Annotated in this window: 13 protein-coding genes; all 13 read left to right on the plus strand. The window is 44.4% G+C overall.

Translation table 11 applies throughout. The annotated features are described in order from the left end of the window. Positions 1–17: 17 nt before the first annotated feature. A complete protein-coding gene (locus NSS82_RS08145) occupies positions 18–1,766 on the plus strand; it encodes a sensor histidine kinase (RefSeq protein ID WP_076273964.1) in 1,749 nt (582 codons plus the stop codon). 6 nt (positions 1,767–1,772) lie between these two features. Next, positions 1,773–3,395 (plus strand): response regulator transcription factor, encoded by a 1,623-nt coding sequence (locus NSS82_RS08150; RefSeq protein ID WP_042125252.1) that lies wholly within the window; start codon positions 1,773–1,775, stop codon positions 3,393–3,395. A 75-nt stretch (positions 3,396–3,470) separates the two neighbouring features. After that, a complete protein-coding gene (locus tag NSS82_RS08155; protein ID WP_076273963.1) occupies positions 3,471–4,433 on the plus strand; it encodes an ABC transporter permease in 963 nt (320 codons plus the stop codon). Between the two features lie 12 nt (positions 4,434–4,445). Next, positions 4,446–5,324, plus strand: coding sequence for a carbohydrate ABC transporter permease (locus NSS82_RS08160; RefSeq protein WP_042125254.1), 879 nt, complete (start codon positions 4,446–4,448; stop codon positions 5,322–5,324). Between the two features lie 80 nt (positions 5,325–5,404). After that, entirely contained in the window at positions 5,405–6,979 is a 1,575-nt protein-coding gene (locus NSS82_RS08165; RefSeq protein WP_076273962.1) for an ABC transporter substrate-binding protein, read from the plus strand. A gap of 119 nt (positions 6,980–7,098) precedes the next feature. Next, a complete protein-coding gene (locus tag NSS82_RS08170) occupies positions 7,099–8,814 on the plus strand; it encodes a glycoside hydrolase family 66 protein (protein WP_081386781.1) in 1,716 nt (571 codons plus the stop codon). 11 nt (positions 8,815–8,825) lie between these two features. Next, positions 8,826–10,457, plus strand: a complete 1,632-nt coding sequence (locus NSS82_RS08175) for a glycoside hydrolase family 13 protein (protein WP_076273961.1) — start codon at positions 8,826–8,828, stop codon at positions 10,455–10,457. Positions 10,458–10,507: 50 nt separating this feature from the next. Next, positions 10,508–11,557: a Gfo/Idh/MocA family protein gene (locus NSS82_RS08180; protein WP_256718630.1), complete on the plus strand. Its 1,050-nt coding sequence runs from the start codon at positions 10,508–10,510 to the stop codon at positions 11,555–11,557. A gap of 15 nt (positions 11,558–11,572) precedes the next feature. Continuing rightward, positions 11,573–12,301: a ThuA domain-containing protein gene (locus tag NSS82_RS08185; RefSeq protein ID WP_076273959.1), complete on the plus strand. Its 729-nt coding sequence runs from the start codon at positions 11,573–11,575 to the stop codon at positions 12,299–12,301. Between the two features lie 77 nt (positions 12,302–12,378). Beyond that, positions 12,379–13,467: a LacI family DNA-binding transcriptional regulator gene (locus NSS82_RS08190; RefSeq protein WP_256718629.1), complete on the plus strand. Its 1,089-nt coding sequence runs from the start codon at positions 12,379–12,381 to the stop codon at positions 13,465–13,467. A gap of 222 nt (positions 13,468–13,689) precedes the next feature. Next, complete coding sequence (locus tag NSS82_RS08195; RefSeq protein ID WP_143761406.1) at positions 13,690–18,810, plus strand: glycoside hydrolase family 66 protein; 5,121 nt, start codon at positions 13,690–13,692, stop codon at positions 18,808–18,810. Positions 18,811–19,077: 267 nt separating this feature from the next. Next, on the plus strand, positions 19,078–19,560 hold the full coding sequence (locus NSS82_RS08200; RefSeq protein WP_076099581.1) for a sensor histidine kinase: 483 nt from the start codon (positions 19,078–19,080) through the stop codon (positions 19,558–19,560). A 154-nt stretch (positions 19,561–19,714) separates the two neighbouring features. Continuing rightward, positions 19,715–21,268 carry a response regulator transcription factor gene (locus NSS82_RS08205; RefSeq protein ID WP_076099580.1) on the plus strand — a complete coding sequence of 518 codons (1,554 nt, stop codon included), beginning with the start codon at positions 19,715–19,717 and terminating at the stop codon, positions 21,266–21,268. Positions 21,269–21,512: the final 244 nt, after the last annotated feature.

Raw genomic sequence — 21,512 nt, forward strand, 5'->3', positions numbered from 1 at the left:
AACGGAAAGGACGAATTATGAAAAATAAGAAAAATTCGCTCGGTGTAAGGCTTATTCAACTGTTTGCTGCTATAACGATTCCGCTTCTTTCCGTTCTTTTTGCAGGGGGATACTATGCCAAGGAAAATGTATTGGCTCAGGTATCCAGATCCTATCAGAATTTGGTCAACTCCAATCTGAAAATGATGGAGAGAAGTCTCGAGGATATAACTATTAATCTGGTAGATATTGTTGATCATGACGAGAATTTCCTTCAATTCAACCGTCCGGGGCTGAAAGATTCCGATTATTATTTTGCCCGAATGGGAATTATGCAAAGAAATCAAGCCTATCAGGCCTATTATCATAGCGTGGATATGTTCTATCTGTACTCCGGCGTCAATGATATGTTGACATTATCCAATGTATTAGGGAACACGGAGGAATATATGGATGAAATCAGAGCCTGGATCACGGGCAAGGTTCACAATGAAGATAAAATGGAACCACTCCGGTACAAATGGACAATAGTTAATATAGCCGGGGATTACTATATAAACCGGACAGTCGGTAATAACCTGAGCAATCCCAGTTATATCGGCGCGCTCATCCAAATCGATTCTATGCGTTCACCGCTGGGCAATCTGAACCTACAATCAGGCGGTGATGTGCTTATTGTGGATAATGAAGGAAATATCTTAACCAGTTCTTCGAAATCGATGGGCTATGACTTCAAGCTGCCACACGAGAAGATGAATCAGAATTCTTCATTTTCTTATATGCATGATGGCCGGAAATGGTTAGTTGTATCTAGCCAGTCATCCACCCTGGGGATCAATCTATCTGTGGTAATCCCCGATTCCGAGCTACTCCAGGGCTTGAATACATTCCAAATGATTATTAATGTACTGCCCTTCTTTATTTTGATCATTTTACTGGTTTATTTATATTATTTTCGCCGTATAGTCATTCGTCCGATTCTGGATTTGTTGGGCGGCATTCACCGCATCAGAAAAGGGTCTATGGAAGCCCAGCTTCCTTCTTCTAACTTGTTAGAGTTTCAAGCGCTGAATCAGGCCTTCAATACCATGGTTGTAGAAATACAAAATCTGAAAATTGACGTGTATGAGGAACGGCTAAATGCTCAAAAAGCGGAAATGAAGCATTTGCAAATGCAAATTAATCCTCACTTTTTTCTAAATACGCTCAATATCATTTTCCAACTCGCCGATCTGAAACGCTTTGAATTAGTAAAAAAGACAGTACGGCATCTGGTGCAGTATTTCAGATTCATGCTTCAGGTAAAGGATAACAGCATTACTTTGGAACAGGAGCTTGATCATCTCCGCAATTATCTTGAAATTCAAAAGATGCGATACCAGCAGTCTTTTGATTTTCAAATCACAATAGATGAAGACATCATCCTCGCTTCTATACCGTCCTTGATTGTACAGCCCTTTGTAGAAAATGCCATGCTTCATGGCATAAGTTTGAAAGCAGAAACATTCTATCTGGAAATTTGTGCAGTCAAGTCAGAAGAGAACACCGATACAATGATTATTGAAATCTCGGATAACGGAAGAGGTAGTACTCAACAAAAACTACAAGAGCTGAATTCACCTGATTATAGGCCAGAAACTGATGACGGCCACATTGGTATCTGGAATGTGAAACAAAGATTGGCTATGCGCTATCAGGGCAAAGCCAACATTCACTTCAGTGAAAATGAGCCGTCCGGATTCCGTGTGCGGCTTAGCCTGCCCATTGAATATATGGAAGGAGAATGATGAGAGATGCGTTTATTGATTGTAGATGATGAACAGTTCGCTGTGGAGGGGCTTCTCTACTGCTGCGAATGGAAAGCGTATGGGATTGAAGAGGTCTTGACGGCGAATAGAGCCGACAAGGCCAGGGAGATTATGAATGAACACAGAATAGAATTGCTGATTTGCGATATTGAAATGCCGGATGAAGATGGGCTTTCACTGGTTGGCTGGGTGAGGGAATATTCTCCCTGGACGGAATCGATATTTCTGACCTGTCATTCCGAATTTTCCTACGCCAAGAAAGCCGTTAACCTCGGGAGTTTTGATTATTTGCTGAAGCCTGTTGACACAGATGAGCTGTTGTCTGTCGTATCAGGTATGATAGCAGCCAACCGTGAGAAGGAAGAGTATGCGTCCTACAATCAAATGTATCATAAGTATCTAAATTTATGGCAAAAAGAAAAGCCGAAGCGTGTGGAACGTTTCTGGCAGGATTTGTTGTCCCGCAGTATCCTGTCTTTTGGGGATTTTGTTGACCGGGAGCTGGCGGAGGCTGGCGTGGGGTTAAATTCTGACGATCTGGTGCTTCCTATTCTGATCAGTATTGAGGAGTGGTCTAAACCGCTCAGTCCGCGGGATCAGGAAATCATGGAATATGCCGTGAAGAAAGCGGCGGAGGAATTTTTTACAGAAGAGCATCAAGGGGAGGCCGTCACAGACAAAAACGGGGTTTTGTTCATTCTGCTGTATGCCAAAGGCGCGATGGGAGAACAGGCGACTAGGAAGCTCAGAATTCAGCAACTCACGGACATAGGTAAACGTTTTATCAAAGCTTGCCGGGAGCTGTTCTACAGCATCGTAACCTGCTATGTCGGCTCATTCAAACCCCTTCAAGAGCTGCCGGGAATGTGCGAAAGCTTAAAAATCATGGAGCGTGACAATATTTCTCGCACACAATCGGTGCTTTTATACATGCCACAGGACCAGATGTTATTATCACCTAATTCGGATGATATCCTGCTCAATGATTTGATCTCTTATATGCTGAATGGCAAGCGTGAGTCCGCTGTGCAGTTTATTCATAATCTGACAGAGAAACTGGAAGCCAATCCTTGCTTTCAGGGAAGAAATCTAGACGCCTTGCATCAGGATACCTTGCAGATTATATATCACTTCTTGCAGGTAAGAGGAATCAATGCGGGAAGCATAGTCCTGTTTACAGACTGGACAACCGCCCGCATACGGGGACTGCTTCAGTACAGGCATTGGGCAGAAGGGATTGTATCGGCGGTCATGGAGGCGGAATTCGAGCGGCAGGAAAAGGGCGGTGTAATTGAGCGGTCCATTCGCTACATCCAGCAGAATATAGAGGAAGAGATCTCCAGGGTCAGCGTCGCTGATTATGTTGGATTGAACCCGGCGTATCTCTCCAGACTGTTCAAAAAAGAGACCGGCCAGAACCTCATTGATTTCCTGATCTCAGTGAAGATGAACCGCACCCGCGAGCTTTTGGATACCACGGATATGTCGGTAAGCGCGATAGCGCAGCAGGTAGGATACAGTAATTTTTCACATTTCACCAAAATGTTCCGCAAGCAGTTCGACGTCAATCCTCAGGAATATCGCAAAGTCACAAAACGATTAGACTGAGGTTATAAAAACGGCAGAGCAGTTGTTGGCATCTCCTTATAATAAAGCCATAACCCAATAAGAAGGTGTGGAACTATGGCTTCGGAAAAAGCAACACTGACACAATCTGGCATCTCGCAGCGCAACTCAAAATGGAAAATCATATGGAAGTACAGAGCCTTGATCGTTCTGGCACTGCCAGGTGTGCTGTTGATGCTGATCAATAACTATCTGCCCATGTTCGGTATTTTCTTGGCTTTCAAGGACTTGAATTATACGGCAGGGATATGGGGAAGCAAATGGATCGGACTGGACAACTTTAAGTTTCTGTTTGCTTCAAACGATGCTTGGCTGATCATTAGGAATACATTGCTGTACAACATTAGCTTTTTGCTTATCAATACGATATTGGCAGTGATGCTGGCCCTTCTCCTCAACGAGGTCAAGAATAAATTTGCCTCCAAATTCTTTCAGAGCACAGTGATCCTGCCTAACTTTATTTCCATGGTCATTGTCGGCTACATCGTTTATGGGTTTTTAAATCCGGAACTGGGGTTCATCAATAAATTTATTCTGGAGCCCTTCGGGATAGATCCTAGAAACTGGTATGCGGAAGCGCAGCATTGGCCTTATATTTTGACCATTGTCAACACCTGGAAGGGTGTGGGCTACTCGGCCGTAGTTTACCTCGCAGCCATTGTCGGGATAGACTCTGAATATTATGAAGCAGCCGTCATTGATGGAGCCAGCCGCTGGAAGCAAATGACGAAAATTACGATTCCGCTGATTGCTCCGATCATTATCATCATGACATTGCTGGCGATTGGCCGGATTTTCAACGCCGATTTCGGTCTGTTCTATCAGGCAACCATGGCATCCGGGATGATCAAAGAGACAACTGATGTTATCGATACCTATGTATACAGGGCGTTAATGGTTACCGGCGATACGGGACTCGCCTCCTCGGCAGGGCTGCTGCAGTCTGTTGTTGGTTTTACACTTGTCATTACCGTCAACCTGATTGTCCGTAAATTCAGCAAAGAAAATGCTTTGTTCTAAAAGGAGAAAACCATGGAAAAAAAACGAACTAATCCCTTTATCATTATTTTCCTGTCTTTGTTCAGCCTTGCCTGCTTGATCCCGTTTTGGCTTGTATTCATGATCTCGGTTGCTGATGAAGACTGGGTAACTGTTAATGGATACAGCTTCTGGCCCGGCAAATTCAGTCTTGTCGCTTATCAGTATTTGTTTGAAGATGCCGAAAAAATATTGCGGGCTTATGGCGTTTCTGCCTCGGTAACGTTGATTGGTGTTGTCATCAGTTTGTTTGTGACTTCGGCAATGGCCTATGCGCTGTCGCGGAAAGAGTTTCCGCTCAGGGGGGCGCTGAGCTTCTACATCCTGATTACGATGTTGTTCTCGGGAGGCTTGCTGCCCTGGTATCTTATCTACACCCGGTTTTTGCATGTTCAGGATACGTTGATGGCCCTTATTATTCCGGGTCTGATCGGCGGCTTCAACGTTATCATCATGCGGACATTCTTCACGAACAGTATACCGCCTTCACTGATTGATTCTTCCCAGATTGATGGTGCAGGTGAATTCCGGACTTACTTCAGCATTATTCTGCCGCTGTCCTTGCCTGTAATGGCTACAATTGGATTATTCACCACCGTATCCTACTGGAACGACTGGTTTACAAGCCTGGTCTTCATCCAGAATGAGAAACTGTTCTCTCTGCAATATCTATTGACCAAAACCTTAATGAACGCTTCGTTCCTGCAGACGATTGCGAATAAGGCTTATAGTTCCACCGCACAGGTCACAACACCGCTGGAATCCATTCGGATGGCGATGGCGATGATTGCAATCGGACCGTTGGTGCTGGTATTCCCTTTCCTGCAGAAGTATTTCGTAAAAGGTCTTACCGTGGGCGCTGTGAAAGGCTGATCCCAGCATAATGCTGGATTAGTATATGCAAGTAAAGGATTTAAAGAAAAACAGAAATATTCCAGGGAGGTCTACTATTTATGAAGTGGTTGAAAAAGAGTTCTGTTGTACTGACATCGTTGGTGCTGACTTCAGTTGTGGCAACCGGCTGTGGCGGAAATAATGCTGCGAATTCTCCGGCGGGCACAGCTCAGCCGGAGGGGACGGCCAGCTCCGAATTGAAACCTTACGAAGTCGTAATGGTATTCCCCGATGCGCCTCAGAATGACAATCAGCTGGTACAGGATGCAATGAATGATTATCTGAAAAAAACATATCCGGAAATGAACATGACGGTCAAACTGAACCCCATCGACTGGGGCGCATGGAGCGATAAAACGAACCTGATGATGGCCTCCGGAGATAAAATGGATCTGCTGTTTACAGCGGATTGGCTCGGATTCCAGCAACAGGTGACAAAGGGTGGCTTGCTGCCGCTTGATGATTTGCTCGCCAAATACGGCCCGGATATCGAAGCTGTTGAGAAGGATTATCATGATCCGGCTAAACGCGGCGGCAAGCTGTACGGTATCCATACCCACCAAGAGCTGGGCGGTACACAAGGGGTTTATTTGAACAAAGAGTTGGTGGACAAATACAACTTTGATCTCAGTGTCTTGAAGTCCGGAAAGGTCGAAGATCTGGAACCGATGCTGCAGACAATCAAGGAGAACGAACCGGGGATTACGCCTTTGGTAGCGCCAAGCTTCCCGCTTGAAGCTTACTATTCATCCACGAATCTAGATTCCATTGCAAGCATTGCGGCTATTAACACCGTGGGAACAGCAAAAGATGACTATACTGTAATCAACTCCTTCACAACTCCACGTTATATGGAGCTTGCCAAGCTGACCAACAAATGGTACAAGGCGGGGTATATTAACAAAGACGCACTGACACCAGGTCTGGATGCTTGGAAAAAAATTCAAGCCGGTAAAGGGTTTGCATTTGTTACTGACATGGATATTATCGCTGATATGGAGATTGGCAAAGCTGCCGTTTCACCGAATGGTTCGATTAAAGCGGGCCGCGAGATGCTGCAGATTCCGCTCAATATTGACCGTCTGCAGACCGGAAAAATGACGGCAACCATGTATGCGATTTCAAAAAGCTCTGAAGATCCGGAACGCGCCATGATGCTGCTTAATCTTTTCTATAAGGACAAGGAGCTTCTGACCCTATTCAACTTCGGTATTGAAGGAACACATTATGTGCTTAAAGACGGACAAATTGCGCTGCCGGAAGGAAAAACTACGGAAAATGTCGGCTACTACCATGATATTATGTGGCAAGTGGGCAATCAAATGCTTAACTATACACGTGTAGGCGAAGACCCGAATAAATACCAGAACTATGAGAAATTCAACGAACAGATTTCTGCTAACCCTTCGCGGATTTTTGGATTTATCTTTGATCCGGAGCCGGTCAAAAATGAACTAATCTCGATCGACAACGCAAATAAAACCTTTGTTGACGGGCTGAAGTCCGGCCAACTCGATCCTGAAGAAGCTCTTCCTAAGATGCTGGAAAAACAAAAAGCAGCTGGATCAGACAAAGTAATTGCGGAAGCGCAAAAGCAGTTGGATGCTTGGCTGGCTGAAAACGGCAAGAAATAAGCAGAGTGTGATTAATATTTTCATTTGTTAAGCGGATCTGTCGGTCAAAAGGGGCATGCGTTAGTTATGCCCCTTTTGATTGTAATAGATCATACAACGAAGAGGAGTGGAGTATTCATATGGAATATTCGATGCTGACTTATATAGATATTTATCCCGATCAAGCCCAGTACAAATCCGGCCAATCAGGCAGTATTATAGTCGAGCTGGAGACCCAAGAGGATAGGGTTCTGGAACTGGTTGTTGAGTTCTACAAATTAGAAAAGCAGGTTGCTGAAGAAACATTTGAGATCAGCCTGGAAAAAGGATTGAGACAAATTGCAAGCATTCCCCTGTTCACTGAAGATACAGAGTGGGCTGGTTACGGGGTCAAGGCTACAGTTTTTTACGATAAATTTGCAGTGTCAACAGCTTATACTTCGTACGATATTGCCGATCATTGGAGTCGGGCGCCTCGGTATGGATTCTTAAGCGATTTTCGCAAGGAAGAATCCGAAGAATTACGTGACGTCGAAAGTATGAACAAATTCCATTTGAATGTTATACAGTTCTATGATTGGATGTACCGACATGATGATCTTGTTCCGCATCAAGATGAATTTCTCGATCCGATGGGTCGAATGATTTCCTATAAAGTTGTTCGTGAAAAATTGACAGCCTTGCACGATAGAGGGATGGCGGCCTTGGCCTATGGGGCTGTATACGCGAGCCTTAAGGACTTTTTACAAGCACGGCCGGAATGGGGGCTTTATAATCGCCAAGGTGAGCCGTTTCAATTAATAGACTTATTTTATATTATGGACATTACACCAGGGTCCCCTTGGACTGATCATATTGTTGAACAATTCCGTCAAGCAGTAAAGGTAGGATTTGATGGAATTCATATGGATCAATACGGTTTTCCAAAGAAAGGGATACGTCGGGTCGAAGGAAGGGAAGAATTGGTTGATCTGGCGGAATGTTATCCGGCGCTTATTGATCGAACCAGCGCGGCAGTGAAGGAAATAAAAGCAGAGGCTGGGGTCATATTCAATAATGTGGGTAATTACCCCATTAGCAAAACGGCCTCTTCAGATCAGGAAGCACTTTATATTGAAGTATGGCCGCCAATAGTCCGATTGCGTGAGCTTAAAGGACTTATCGATAATGCAAGATCATTGGATAAAGACAAGCCGATTATCCTCTCCGCTTATCTTCCCTCTTTTTACCCGAGAGCTGGACATGACAAGGAATGGGCTGAGAACGGGGCGCTACTAACGATGGCATCCATATTTGCTAGTGGTGGATATCATCTCTTATTAGGTGAGGATAATGGAATGCTGACGATGCCTTACTATCCCGATTATGCAGTGATGCGGCCTGAATTTGTGGTTGAGGTGAGACGCTACTATGATTTCATAGTACGGTTTGGTACTTTGATACACAATACGCAATTGGAAGATGTGTCTTACACCTATACAGCAGGGGTTAATACCGAAATCACCTTCGAAGGCAGAGTGCCATTTGCACCGAATGGAGATATTGACTCTGTGTGGACCATCATCAAGCGGATGCAAGGCTATCACATCTTACAGCTAATTAACCTTGTCGGACTTGAGGATGATTACTGGGAGCATGGAAAGAAAAAGCGGCCTGAAACTCAAGATGGAGTTGTTTGCACTTTACTGATTGAACAACCGATTGAGTGCATCTATACAGCCAGCCCTGATGATTGTAATCAAGAAGTATGTTTCTTGGATTACGAAATTGTACCTCATGGGCAAGGACTAGCAGCCAGATTTAAGCTGCCGCCGTTGAAGGTTTGGTCCATGGTTGTAATTAAATTTAGCGTTTAGGAGTGCGTGATATGAATAAGACAAAGTGGTGGCAGACAGCTGTTATTTATCAGATTTATCCTAGGAGCTTTCAAGATAGCGATGGGGATGGAATTGGCGATCTCCGGGGAATTATCAACAGACTTGACTATCTCGAGCAGCTCGGAATCACTGCCATATGGCTTAGTCCTGTATACAAGTCACCAAATGACGATAACGGCTATGATATCAGCGACTACCAAGATATTATGACCGAATTCGGAACTATGGAAGATATGGATGAATTAATTGAAAGGGCCAAGTTGCGCAACATTCGGATTATTATGGATCTGGTTGTTAACCATACCTCGGATGAGCATCCATGGTTCATTGAAGCAAGTAAGGGAAAGGACAATCCGTATAGGGACTATTATATCTGGCGGGATCCTGTAAACGGTGGGGTTCCTAATTCCCTGCGTTCGACATTCAGCGGATCAGCTTGGGAGTTCGACGAAGTGAGCGGTCAATACTATCTGCACTTGTTCAGCCGCAGACAGCCAGATTTGAACTGGGAGAACAGTAAAGTCCGGCAAGAGGTGTGGGACATGATGAATTTTTGGCTGGATAAAGGCGTCGGCGGATTCCGTATGGATGTGATTGATCTGGTCGGGAAAATACCAGATCAGGAGATTACAGGAAATGGTCCCAAGCTTCATGAATATTTGCAGGATATGAATCGGGAAACGTTTGGAAAACATGATGTTCTGACTGTAGGAGAGACTTGGGGGGCGACTCCGGAAGTGGCTAAGCTCTACTCCAATCCGGACCGAAACGAGCTTTCGATGGTATTCCAATTTGAACATATTGGTCTGGATCAGCAGGATGGGGGAGAAAAGTGGGATCTAAAACCCTTGGCTGTAAGCGAATTAAAACAGGTACTGGCAAAATGGCAAACTGAATTGGGAAACGAGGGCTGGAACAGTCTGTTCTGGAACAATCATGATTTGCCGAGAATTGTGTCCCGTTGGGGAGATGACAAGAAATACCGAGTAGAGAGCGCCAAGATGTTCGCGATTCTGCTGCATTTGATGAAGGGTACGCCTTACATTTATCAAGGTGAAGAGCTCGGGATGACCAATTATCCAATTCAGGATATCAGCGAAGCGCAGGATATTGAGACTATCAATATGTATCATGAACGGATCGGGCAAGGGTATACCAAGGAAGATATCATTCATTCTATTAACGTCAAGGGAAGAGATAACGCCCGGACTCCGATTCAGTGGGATTGTAGTCCTAATGGAGGATTTACAACGGGAGATCCTTGGTTACATGTGAATCCGAATTATACGGAAATTAATATGGAAGCAAATTTGAAGGATCCAGATTCGGTTTTTCATTGCTACCGAAAACTGATTGAACTACGGAAGAATAACCCAATTATTGTATGGGGTGAATTTGAACTGGTGACGAATGTGCCGGATCAAGTGTTTATGTATTTCCGCAGATATGAAGGTCAGACTTGGCTGATAACAGCCAATTTCTGCAAGGAATCAACGAAGCTGGAATTACCAGAGCTGGGTCCTATCGAAGAATTGATTATTTGTAATTATTCGAGAGATAATGTGGATTTTAAGCAACTACATTTACAGCCTTATGAGGCATTTGCTGTAAAACTCGCGTAGGCTTTCATTTAAAACAGAGGTGGAAGACTTTTTGAAGAAAGGAAAGGGTGGTGAAATTGGCAAAACTGAAAATTGGTGTAATTGGTTTAGGTGGAATAGCAGACATGCATATTTCCGGTCTGTTAGCGAATGAAGAGGCGATCCTATGGGCGATTTGTGATTGCAAGGAAGAGGTACTAGCGAGAAGGGGAGAACAATTTAATATCCCGGAAGCACGAAGATACTTGAATTACAAAGAAATGCTAACGGACCCAGAACTTGAAGCAGTGACGATCGCTACGCCGAATTATAACCATTTTGAAATAGCCTGTGAGGCAATCAAGCATCGTAAGCCGTTTGCCCTAGAGAAGCCGGTGACTCTCGATGTACAGGAAGCTGCCGCATTGCGTGATCTGCTGGCTGAGGCTCATCTACCGCATATGATTTGTTTCAGTTATCGGTACAAATCGGCGGTAAGATATGCGAAATGGTTAATCAATCAGGGCAAAATAGGAGAGATCAAGCATGTCTACGGTCAGTATTTACAAGGCTGGGGGCTTAACGAGCGGCTTCCGCTAGTCTGGAGATTCAGAAAGAAGCTGTCCGGTTCAGGCGCGCTTGGAGACTTAGGTTCGCATTTGCTCGACCTTCAACGTTTTCTTGTGGGCAATGTAGAACGGGTGATGGCCGATGCCGATACGATTATCAAGGATCGCACCCTACTTGAAGGCGATGGCATGGGCGTGGTGGATGTTGATGATTTCTGTCATGTGCTGGCTCGGCTTGAAGGGGGAGCCTCGTCCACGATGGCCATTTCGAGATTCGCATTCGGGCGGGGAAACTTTCAGCAAGTGGAAATTTTCGGCGACCGGGGAGCGATTCTTTATAACCTGGAAGAAGAGGATGTACTATATGTTAAGTCTTCTGAGGATGGCGACGAGGTCTTCATAAAAGTAGATATTCCTGAAGAATTTCATGTGGATCAAATGACATCTTTTATTAATCTGGTTAATGGACAGGGCGACGGATGCGACGCCAATATGGAAGATGGATATATAAACCAACATGCCATTGATTCAATTATTGTCTCATTAACTGAACAACGGTGGATTTCAATATAAAGGGGAGGGCATATCATGTCTAAAATCAAAATTACAGTATGGAACGAGTACCGCCATGAAAGACACAACGAAGAAGTTAAAGCTATATATCCAGATGGTATTCATATGGCACTTGCCAACTATTTGAACACACAAGAAGATATGGAAGCAAAAACAGCGGTTCTGGATGATCCCGAACACGGATTAACTGATGAGGTGCTAGAACAAACAGATGTGTTGTTATGGTGGGGGCATTTAGCCCATGATGAGGTTAGTGACGAAATTGTGGAAAAGGTACGTCAAAAGGTGCTAAATGGCATGGGATTAATCGTTCTCCACTCTGGACATAACTCCAAAATATTTCAATCTTTAATGGGTACCAATACTGGTGCTCTGAAATGGCGCGATGAAGGTGAGAAGGAGCGAATCTGGGTCATTGAGCCGGGACATCCGATTGCCAAGGGCCTTGGAGAGTATATTGAAATTAACAAGGAAGAAATGTATGGTGAACGTTTTGAGATTCCAGCGCCGGATGAGCTTATTTTTATTTCCTGGTTCGAAGGCGGAGAGGTGTTCCGTAGCGGATGCTGCTACAAGCGAGGACAAGGCAATATCTTTTACTTCAGACCAGGGCATGAGACTTTCCCGGTATACCACCAGCCTGAGGTACTTCAAGTCATTAGTAACAGCATTCGTTGGGCGGCAAAAGTTGAACTTCCTAAAGTTTCTTACGGACGTGTAACCCCGTTGGAACTTATTCTTTAAAGCGTGAACAATGGTCACCATATCATGATTATTTTGTGTCAAGATCTTGCTCTCCCTAGATAAGGAGGGCAAGTCGTTTGTTATTGAGATTAAGAGCTCAGAGGTATGCAAACGTTTATTTTATAGTTAAAAGCATTCGCAAGAAGGAGGAAAGTGTCATTACTCCAACAATTAAAGATGTGGCTAAGGCAGCCAATGTTTCAGTATGTACTGTATCAAGGGTTATTCATAATCTAGAAGGTTACTCTCATAAAACTAAGCTCAAGGTGCTTCAGGCTGTGGAAGAACTGGGTTACTATCCTAACAAAGTAGCGAGAGGACTCGTTAATAAAAAAACACGAACTTTAGGAGTGCTTTTCCCCAGCGTATCAAGTTATTTTTTTTGTGGTATTCTTCATGGGATTGAAAAGGCTACCTATGATAAGGATTACACGGTCATTGTTTGCAATACTGCAGAGGATGGCAAAAGGACAAAGAACTGTCTGAAATTGCTCCAGGAAAAACAAGTGGACGGAATAATATTTACTTGCGAAGTTTTGAAGGATGAATATTATCTTCAATTACGGCAGAAGAAAACTCCCTTAGTGCTCGTCAATGCATATTCTCCAAAGTACACCATCCCTTTTGTAAAAGTAGATGATAAACATGCTGCCTATCAAGCTACTTCCTATTTAATCAATAAAGGGCACCATAATATTGCTATGATTGCCGGAACGCCATGGGATATGATAGCGGGAATTCCGCGTGTGGAAGGTTACCGGCAAGCGCTCGAGGAACAAGGGTTTATATTTAACGAGGCCAGAATAGCTTACGGAGATTTTCATATGGAAAGTGGCCGTGCGGCTATGGAAAAACTATTAAGAGAAGCTCCGCCGTTTACTGCAGTATTTGCAGCAAGTGACGAAATGGCAATCGGAGCCATGGGAATGGCCTTTGAGAAAGGTTTGAAAATACCAGATGATCTTTCTATGATTGGCTACGATGATTTGATGGTATCAAAAATTATATTTCCACCTTTAACGACAGTACATCAATCGTTGGATCAAATGGGGCGATTAGCGGTGGAAAAGTTATTATCTCTGATAGAGAAACCTCAGGAGATACCAATCAGCACTCTCATGAACCATTATATTGTTGAGCGGGAAACGGTGCGTACAATAATTTGATTTTTATATTATTTATTAGGTAAACGTTTACATTCGTTTCAGAGACATTCAGAAGATGAGACATAAACGTGTTATCTAAAATATTAATCCCAACAAAATATAGTTTTAGATACTTCGGTTGATCTAATAGCTGACTGAAAGACTCTTGCTTCATAAACAATATAGAAGTAGGACTGGGTACTGTGTCCTATTGTAAATAAATTACAAAATGGAGGATGTATAATGGTGAACAAGAAGAAGCCGTACATTGCATTACTTACACTTATCCTTTCGGCGCAGTTAGCACTACCTCTATCTGCGGGACCGCTGGGATCATCAACGGTGCATGCAGACAATGAGAACGGGAGCACATTAAGCAACCACTCAATTTCGAAAGCGATTACATACCTTGGGGTCAGTAAAGCTCGTTATTCTCCAGGTGAAGAGGCCGAACTTATCCTCAAATTGAAGGATGACGAACAGTGGCAGGGAAAGCTGAACGTAGAGATCTACAACCTGAATACACTGATCGCTAAAGGCAGTAAACCGATAACCGTCTTGAAAGGACAAGGCGATCTGTCGGTTAAATGGAAGACTCCGGCTGATGATTTTACCGGTTATCTGGTAAAAGCTTGGGTAAGCGGGGCAGCTAATCATAATTATGTTACGGCGGCTATAGATGTTTCAAGTGACTGGAAGAGATACCCGAGATACGGGTACACTAGTGAATTCAGCAGTGAGACTGCAGCGCAGAGTGACGCCAAACTAAAGCAGTTGTCGCAAGATTATTATCTTAATGGTTATCAATTTTATGATTGGATGTGGAGACACGATGTGTCCGTTTACTCCAAAACTGATGCAGACGGTAAACCGCTAAAGGATAGTGAAGGAAATTTTGTCGATGAGGAGATCAACGCTGATACTCATTATCTGGATCTGTTAAACCGGGAATTGTATCCGCTTACGATTAAACAGCAGGTAGAGGCTGCCCAGAAATACGGCTCAGCGGCAATGGCTTATGAGATGAACTATGCGGCGCGGGAAAATTATGAAGACTATGGCGTTAGTCCGGAGTGGGGGCTTTTTGGCAGTGAAGAGATTGATAAAACCAATCCGCAGCAGAGCCAAAACGGTTATCACTTCGATTTCAACGGTAAAGAAACAGCCCTCTATCTTCAGGATCCCGGGAATGTAGAGTGGCAGAATTATATTACCAAACAGTTTGACCGTGCTGTAAATGTCTTTGGATTTGACGGCATCCATCTGGACCAATGGGGAGCGAATGACAATAGTCATCTCTATGATTACAATGGCAACAAACGCTATTATTCCCTGGATTATGACAAGCTGATAAATTCGGTTAAAGATTCGCTGATAGACAATAATCCGGCAAAGAGCGATGTCACATTCAACATGGTGGGAGGAAATTTAGAGTACAGCGCTGTGCCAAATCCGGATACAAAGACGGACTTTGATTACAGCGAAATTTGGCATGATCGCAATCAGTACCGCGATCTTCAGAAAGTAGTGGAAGATACACGGGCGAAAAACGGCGGCAAGGCAATGGTGATCGCCGGCTATATGAACATGAAAGAAGCTACGGGTGTAAAAACACGCGGAACGGAAGCCGAGGATGTTCCTACTGCAGTAAATTTTCAATCCCGGATCTCCAAAGTTCAGGACAGCTGGGTGGGTAATTTCGGGCGCAAGGATACGGATGCGGTTACATTTACGGTTAATGCACCTGCAACCGGTATGTATAAGCTTATTCTCCATTATGGGCAGGGAAACGGCTCGGGTTATCCCGAAGGAAAGCTTACCATAAATAATGAAATTGCGGCTGAGGCTATTCCATTCAGCGCTAACACCGGTTGGAGCAATCCTTCGGCGACAACCGAAGTGACGGCAACGCTGAAGGAAGGCAACAATACGGTCAAGCTTACACTGAATACGAACAGTCTGTGGCTTAATCTGAATAGTCTCGAGGTACAAGGCGAGGACATTAAACAATCCTACGATGCAGTGGATGCAAAACTCGATACCGTAAAGGTGGACCAGTACAGCCATGTTTACTATTTTGATACGAAAAATGATTATGTGACATTCCATGTACAGGTTCCGACTGAGGGCAACTATCCGCTCGGATTTAACTACGCGTCCGATTGGCAGGAAGTAAGCCGCACGCTCATGGCCAACAATGTATCCCAAGGCGAAATTTCATTCCTTGGACAGGGAGACTGGACAAAGTTTGCCCACAAGGAGAATATGGCAAGCGTCTATCTGAATGCAGGCGTCAACACGATTACACTGAAGGCTCCCAAAGATGACTTGGGTATTAAGTTACGCTATATGACGCTTAATGGACAGCGATATGAAGCAGCTGAAGCTGAACTGCCGCAGACCAACAGCGTTACTTTCACGGAGAGCAAAACTGACAATTTCGGCCAAAGCGGCCAGACGGTAACTTACTCAGTGTATGCCGAACAGCAACTGGACAATTTGACGGTTATGTACCATGGAGGCAATAGCCCGGTTATGTCGGTGCTTGTTGACGGAGAGCCTGCTCTGGATGCCCAGAATATAACTTTTGCTAAGACGCCGGGAGAATGGGATGGTCCTATGCAAGCAAAAGAGTTGTTCGTAAATATTCCGCCCGGGAAGCACAAGATTACACTGAAGATGGAATCCTCCGGACAGTATATTAACGTTGGCGGGATTGTCGCCGGTGATTATGAATACAGTACAGGCGACGCAGAAATGAAGAACGGTGTAGTTGCGGTTGTCGGTTATGTCTCGGAGTTCAACAATGAGAATGACCGGATTGTATTCAATGTAAATGCGGTTGAAGCTGGACTGTATACACTCGGTTGGATCTATCAGAATAATGGAGCAGCAACAGTCAGCCGCAGCGTGTATTCAGGCGATCCTGCAGGAACCTTGGCATCTTTTGCACCAACGTCAGGCAGCCAATGGGGGGAAACAGTCCAAACCGGAATTTCCCTGGTTCAAGGGTGGAATCAGATTGTGATTCAAATGACGGAAGGGACAGACAGCGGTATCAAAGTGGACAAACTGAAAGTAACCAGTGATGGGCCGGAAGCAATAACCAGAATGTACGAAGCGGAATCCACTCAGGAGAAAAATGATTCGGCCTTCTCCCTTTATAAGGATACGGTACTCAACTTCAGCGAGGTAGGACAGCAGGTTACTTATCCGATATCCATTCCTCAATCGGGAGAACAAAGCCTGATCTTTACGTACTCCAATGCCGGAGAGTATACAAACCGCTCCCTTTATATTGATGGCGTACGGGCGAAGGACAGCAATGGCAATGATCTTGACGTTGCATTTAACGGCACAGGCAGTCTGGACGATTATTCCGAAGAGGCCTATGTGATTGTACCGTATATGGAAGAAGGTAACCACAAGATCACGCTGAAAATGGAAGAGGATGACACAGCAGGCATGATCCAACTCCGGGGTGTGACTGCAGGCTATTTCAACGAGCCGTCCGTTCGGTTAATGGACGCTGCGCTCTCAGTTATGGGGGCAACTCATATTGAACTCGGAACGGCAGATCATATCGCTGAAGGGCCCAATATGCTTGCCAACGAGTATTATCCGAACCGCAGTAAAAAGGTGAATCAGAGCACCAAGACAATAATGAAGGATTATTACAAATTCTTTGCCGCGTATGAAAATCTCTTGTATGACAGCCAGGCAGTCAATGATAGAGAGATTGCTGTCAAAGATACCGCGGGACAGCAGGTTGAGCTGAGCCGAGACGGTTCAGAAAATACGCTATGGTACACCGTTCGATCTGACAATAAGAACGAGCGTTATCAATCCTATGATGTAGTCCATCTGGTGAACCTGCTGAACAATGACTCTAACTGGAGAAACTCAGCCAATGAGCCGGATGTGCAGCACAATTTGCAAGTGACTTATCCGGTTCGACTGTCTGCTCAAGATGCTTCTGGACTCAAGGTTTTTGCGGCAACCCCTGATCAAAACGGGGGAACGATGCAGGAATTGGATTACACTTGGGATGGAGATCAGATTGTGTTGAATGTTCCAAGCGTCGAATACTGGACGATGCTTGTGGTGGATTATCAACCGCGGCAGTCAGAGGTTCAGAAGCTGTTCCCAGATACAGGGAACGAACCTTCACCATCTCCAGAACCTTCACCAACGCCAACAAATCCGGCAAAGCCAGGAACTTCTGCAGATGTAGCGCCGGTAGCGACTGCGGTGCAGATGGGTGAAACACGGATGATCACCGAGCAGGAGCTGAAATCCGCTCAAGGAGAAACTGTTAATATTGTGTTGAATGAGCAGGTCAAATCCATACTACTACCGCTAAATGCTGGAGAATTAATTGGCTCACGCAATTTGGTCATCCAAACAGATGGACTCTCAATGATTTGGAAGGCAGACAAGCTGAAGGAGATTGCCGCGGCAGATTCTAGCGGTAAGGGGGCTTATCTTGAGCTGAGAATAGGCAATGCGGGGGCTCCGTCTAACGGTGTTTTGAGCCCTTCTCAAGAGTATACTCTGAAAAGCAAGGTGTACACACTCGTGTTAGGAATCAAAGATAAAAACGGAAAAAGCTTAGCGACGCCGGGATTAAGTCTGCAAGCAACTGTGAAACTAGAGGTAACGAATGCTAAGCTTAAAGGGAAGTTGTTGGGGCTCTACATCAAAGAACAAGGAGATGGGCTATACCGTTACGCAGGGGGAGTATTTGATTCTTCTGCCGGCACCCTGCAGGCCCAACTGAACAATCAAGGTGAGTTCGCTGTTTATGAGAGGTTGAAGACATTCTCCGATGTGCCTAGTACCCATTGGGCTTACGAAGCAATATCTTCACTGGTGGCCAAACACGTCGTTACTGGCAGGACAGCGAATCATTATTCTCCATCCGTAAGCATTACACGGGCGGAAGTTACAGTTATGCTGGTGCGTGCGCTGGGTCTTCAGACTAGCGGAGACAAGGCTGTATTTGCAGACGTGCCTGACTCCTCGTGGTACGCGGCGGAGTTATCAGCCGCTTACAGCAACGGACTAATTCATGGTCGGACGGCGGAGAAATTCTCACCTGATGCACCTGTCACACGCCAGGAATTGGCGGTCTTGCTTTTACGGGCGTATCAATATGCCGGAGGACAGGCTGCAGGCAATATTACTGCTGAGTATTCTGATGCTTCAGATATTGCAGAATGGGCTCGGCTGGCGGTACGTCTCGCAACTTCATCTGGATTGTTTGTAGGAAATACAGACGGTCAGTTTTCTCCTCTGAACCCAAGCACCCGTGCAGAGATTGCACAAGCAATTGATCGGATGCTGAATCTGATAAACCGATAGATTCTATTAATTTAAAGAAGCGGCAGAAATTGTTGCTGCTTCTTTTTTACTAGCTGTTCTGTTTAAAGATTCATTTACTTGTGGTCGCTTTTTACTAGCCCTCAGGTCATACGGACAAGGTATGGAGTATCATAGTGCTGCTGACAATTCAGGTCTAGGAGGCCGCTTTGAAGAAAAGATGCTTGAATTGCAGGCACCTTTTCAGAAGATCAGGGATCGCTTACTCGCCGCGATGATAGGTTTGAATTTATTTTTCGGAAAGCGGAGTTGGAAGCGGTTACTCACCAAATCAATCCTCATTTTATGTTTAACACGCTGAATACGATTCGCTGGCTGGTTAAATTTGGAGATGAAAACAAAGCATATGAAGGGATCACAAACTTTAACCGTCTAATGGAAGCGTATATGGGGAAAACGGGTATGATGGTACCGATAAGAGAAGAATTGGACATTATTGCTAAATATACGGATATCTTACAGCTTCGTTATGATCTCATTTTTACCTTGCGTACCGAAGTCGACCCGGAGGCTCTCGAATTTATGATTCCACGAATGTTTTTTCAACTGATTGTGGAAAATGCTATTTTTCATGGTATTGTACCAAGCGGTCAGAACGGAGAAATCAACATTACGATTACAGATTCCCCTGAAAATATCGTTGTACAGATTAGCAATAATGGGATGGGAATAGGTGATGAGCAGTTGGAATGCTATCCCGGCTACAGCATAGACGCGACTTTTCCGAGGTAGGCATCGGTTTGAAGCATGTAGTGGAATGTATCCATCTTTATTTTCTGCCGGGCTCGGAATTGGAGGTATTCAGTAACGCCGGACAAGGTGCAGTCGTCCAGCTAAAGCTAATAAAAATGGCCATTACTAACACATGAAGAGAGGAGAGAGCGTCATGTACAAAGTGATGATCGTGGATGATGAACTGATTATTCGAGCTGGTGTGAAGGCAACTATCAATTGGGAGGATGAGCGGCTGCAGTTTGCCGGTGAATATTCCAATGGGGCGGAGGCGCTTCAAGCCTTGGAGGTCGAGCCGGTTGATATTCTTCTTACAGATATCAAGATGCCATTGGTTGACGGATTGGAGCTAACGAGACAAGCGAAACAAAAGTGGCCTGATATCAAGGTGATCCTTATTAGCAGCTATAGTGACTTTGATTATGTTCGGGAAAGCGTGGTGCTAGGGGCGATTGACTATATACTGAAGTCTACTATTGAGTCAGAGGAGCTTGCAGCGCTGCTGGAGCGTGCCATTCAATTGATCGAGAAAGACCGTTTGCTTCATCAGAGCGTATCTCGGTTTCAACAAAACGTTCAAGAGGTAAAGCGCAGAAAATCCGAGCATGATTTTAAGAAGGTACTTTCACAAGACATGGATGAAGACACGTTTGCGCAATGTTTATCAGAAGCTTATCAAGATAAAGGCTATTCGATGATCGTTTCCTTACTGAACGGGACCAAAGAATTACAGGAAAAGAAAGGGTTTCTTTACTTAAGTATGCTGAAGGTGGAATTGCAGGAACAGTTTTATTTGCATGATAACGATGGATTGTCCATTGTTATCAATGAATCGCAAATCGTGTTTTTGACGCCGCTGACAACAAACATCGTGAATTTAAAAGAGAATCTGGAGACGAGAACGGGCTTACGGCTTACCTTTGGATATGTCACGGAATCGCAACCGAAGAACTGGTTATCAAATTATCATAAGACTTGCAACGTATATGAACGTCACTTCTTTGATGGGAGCGGAGGCCTATATGATTACAGTCATAGCTGTCCCGATGGTTCTCCACAGCTCGAGGATACATATCATCCCGAACTGCTAATGAAGATCAAGGAGTTTGCACCGGATATGACGATCCGTTTAAACAGTTGGTTACAGCAATGGAAGAAAGAAAGCATCCAGGCTGAACATATTAAAAGGGAAGCATGCGATTTATTCTCAGGCCTTGTGGGTAAACATATCGATTTGCTCCTTCTACTTGAATATTGTGGGCAGCTTTTGAAGAGTGAGACCTTTCATGAACTATGGACTAATTTGCTTTCAGGTGTTCACGAATGCTGCAGAGCGATTGAAGCGGATGAGCCGTATAAATCGACGAACAGTGTTATTGATAAAGCAATGAAATTCATCCACGAGCATTACACAGAGGACATTACGCTTCAGACTGTAGCAGATCATGTTCACATCAGCCGGAACTACTTCAGTCTTTTATACAAGAAACATACACAGCTGAATTTTATTGATTATTTGATTCAATTGAGAGTGAAGCGGGCAAAAGAGCTTTTAAGAAACAAAACAACGAAAATATACGAGGTAGCAAGTGAATCGGGTTTTAATGATGTGAAATATTTCAGTAAATTATTTAAAAAGATGACCGGCTTGACACCTGCCGAATACCGAGAACAGTGTCAGGGAATCGAGCATAGGGAGGTTGAATAGCTTACGCAAAATTCTGTTGAGCGCTTTGCTCTTGGTCGGCGGCTGTGGACCGAAAATCCATCGAAAACGAAGGAATCAGCCCTATTGGCTGGGTTCCTTTTTTTGTATACAGTGGGAAGTGGATATTTTTATTGTAAAAACGAAATATAAGACACCTTGCGAAAAAAATGTCTTGAATTTTAGAAATGCAAGGAATATAAGACACCTTTTCAGATATGAAAGCGGTTACCGAATATTTCTATCG

The organism is Paenibacillus sp. FSL H7-0735, from assembly GCF_038008505.1.
Taxonomy (GTDB): domain Bacteria; phylum Bacillota; class Bacilli; order Paenibacillales; family Paenibacillaceae; genus Paenibacillus_AQ; species Paenibacillus_AQ odorifer.

Excerpts from the sequence above, each read along its gene's own strand:
- NSS82_RS08145 (WP_076273964.1), top strand. The coding sequence starts at position 18 with ATGAAAAATAAGAAAAATTCGCTCGGTGTAAGGCTTATTCAACTGTTT.
- NSS82_RS08150 (WP_042125252.1), top strand. The coding sequence starts at position 1,773 with ATGCGTTTATTGATTGTAGATGATGAACAGTTCGCTGTGGAGGGGCTT.
- NSS82_RS08155 (WP_076273963.1), top strand. The coding sequence starts at position 3,471 with ATGGCTTCGGAAAAAGCAACACTGACACAATCTGGCATCTCGCAGCGC.
- NSS82_RS08160 (WP_042125254.1), top strand. The coding sequence starts at position 4,446 with ATGGAAAAAAAACGAACTAATCCCTTTATCATTATTTTCCTGTCTTTG.
- NSS82_RS08165 (WP_076273962.1), top strand. The coding sequence starts at position 5,405 with ATGAAGTGGTTGAAAAAGAGTTCTGTTGTACTGACATCGTTGGTGCTG.
- NSS82_RS08170 (WP_081386781.1), top strand. The coding sequence starts at position 7,099 with ATGGAATATTCGATGCTGACTTATATAGATATTTATCCCGATCAAGCC.
- NSS82_RS08175 (WP_076273961.1), top strand. The coding sequence starts at position 8,826 with ATGAATAAGACAAAGTGGTGGCAGACAGCTGTTATTTATCAGATTTAT.
- NSS82_RS08185 (WP_076273959.1), top strand. The coding sequence starts at position 11,573 with ATGTCTAAAATCAAAATTACAGTATGGAACGAGTACCGCCATGAAAGA.
- NSS82_RS08195 (WP_143761406.1), top strand. The coding sequence starts at position 13,690 with ATGGTGAACAAGAAGAAGCCGTACATTGCATTACTTACACTTATCCTT.
- NSS82_RS08205 (WP_076099580.1), top strand. The coding sequence starts at position 19,715 with ATGTACAAAGTGATGATCGTGGATGATGAACTGATTATTCGAGCTGGT.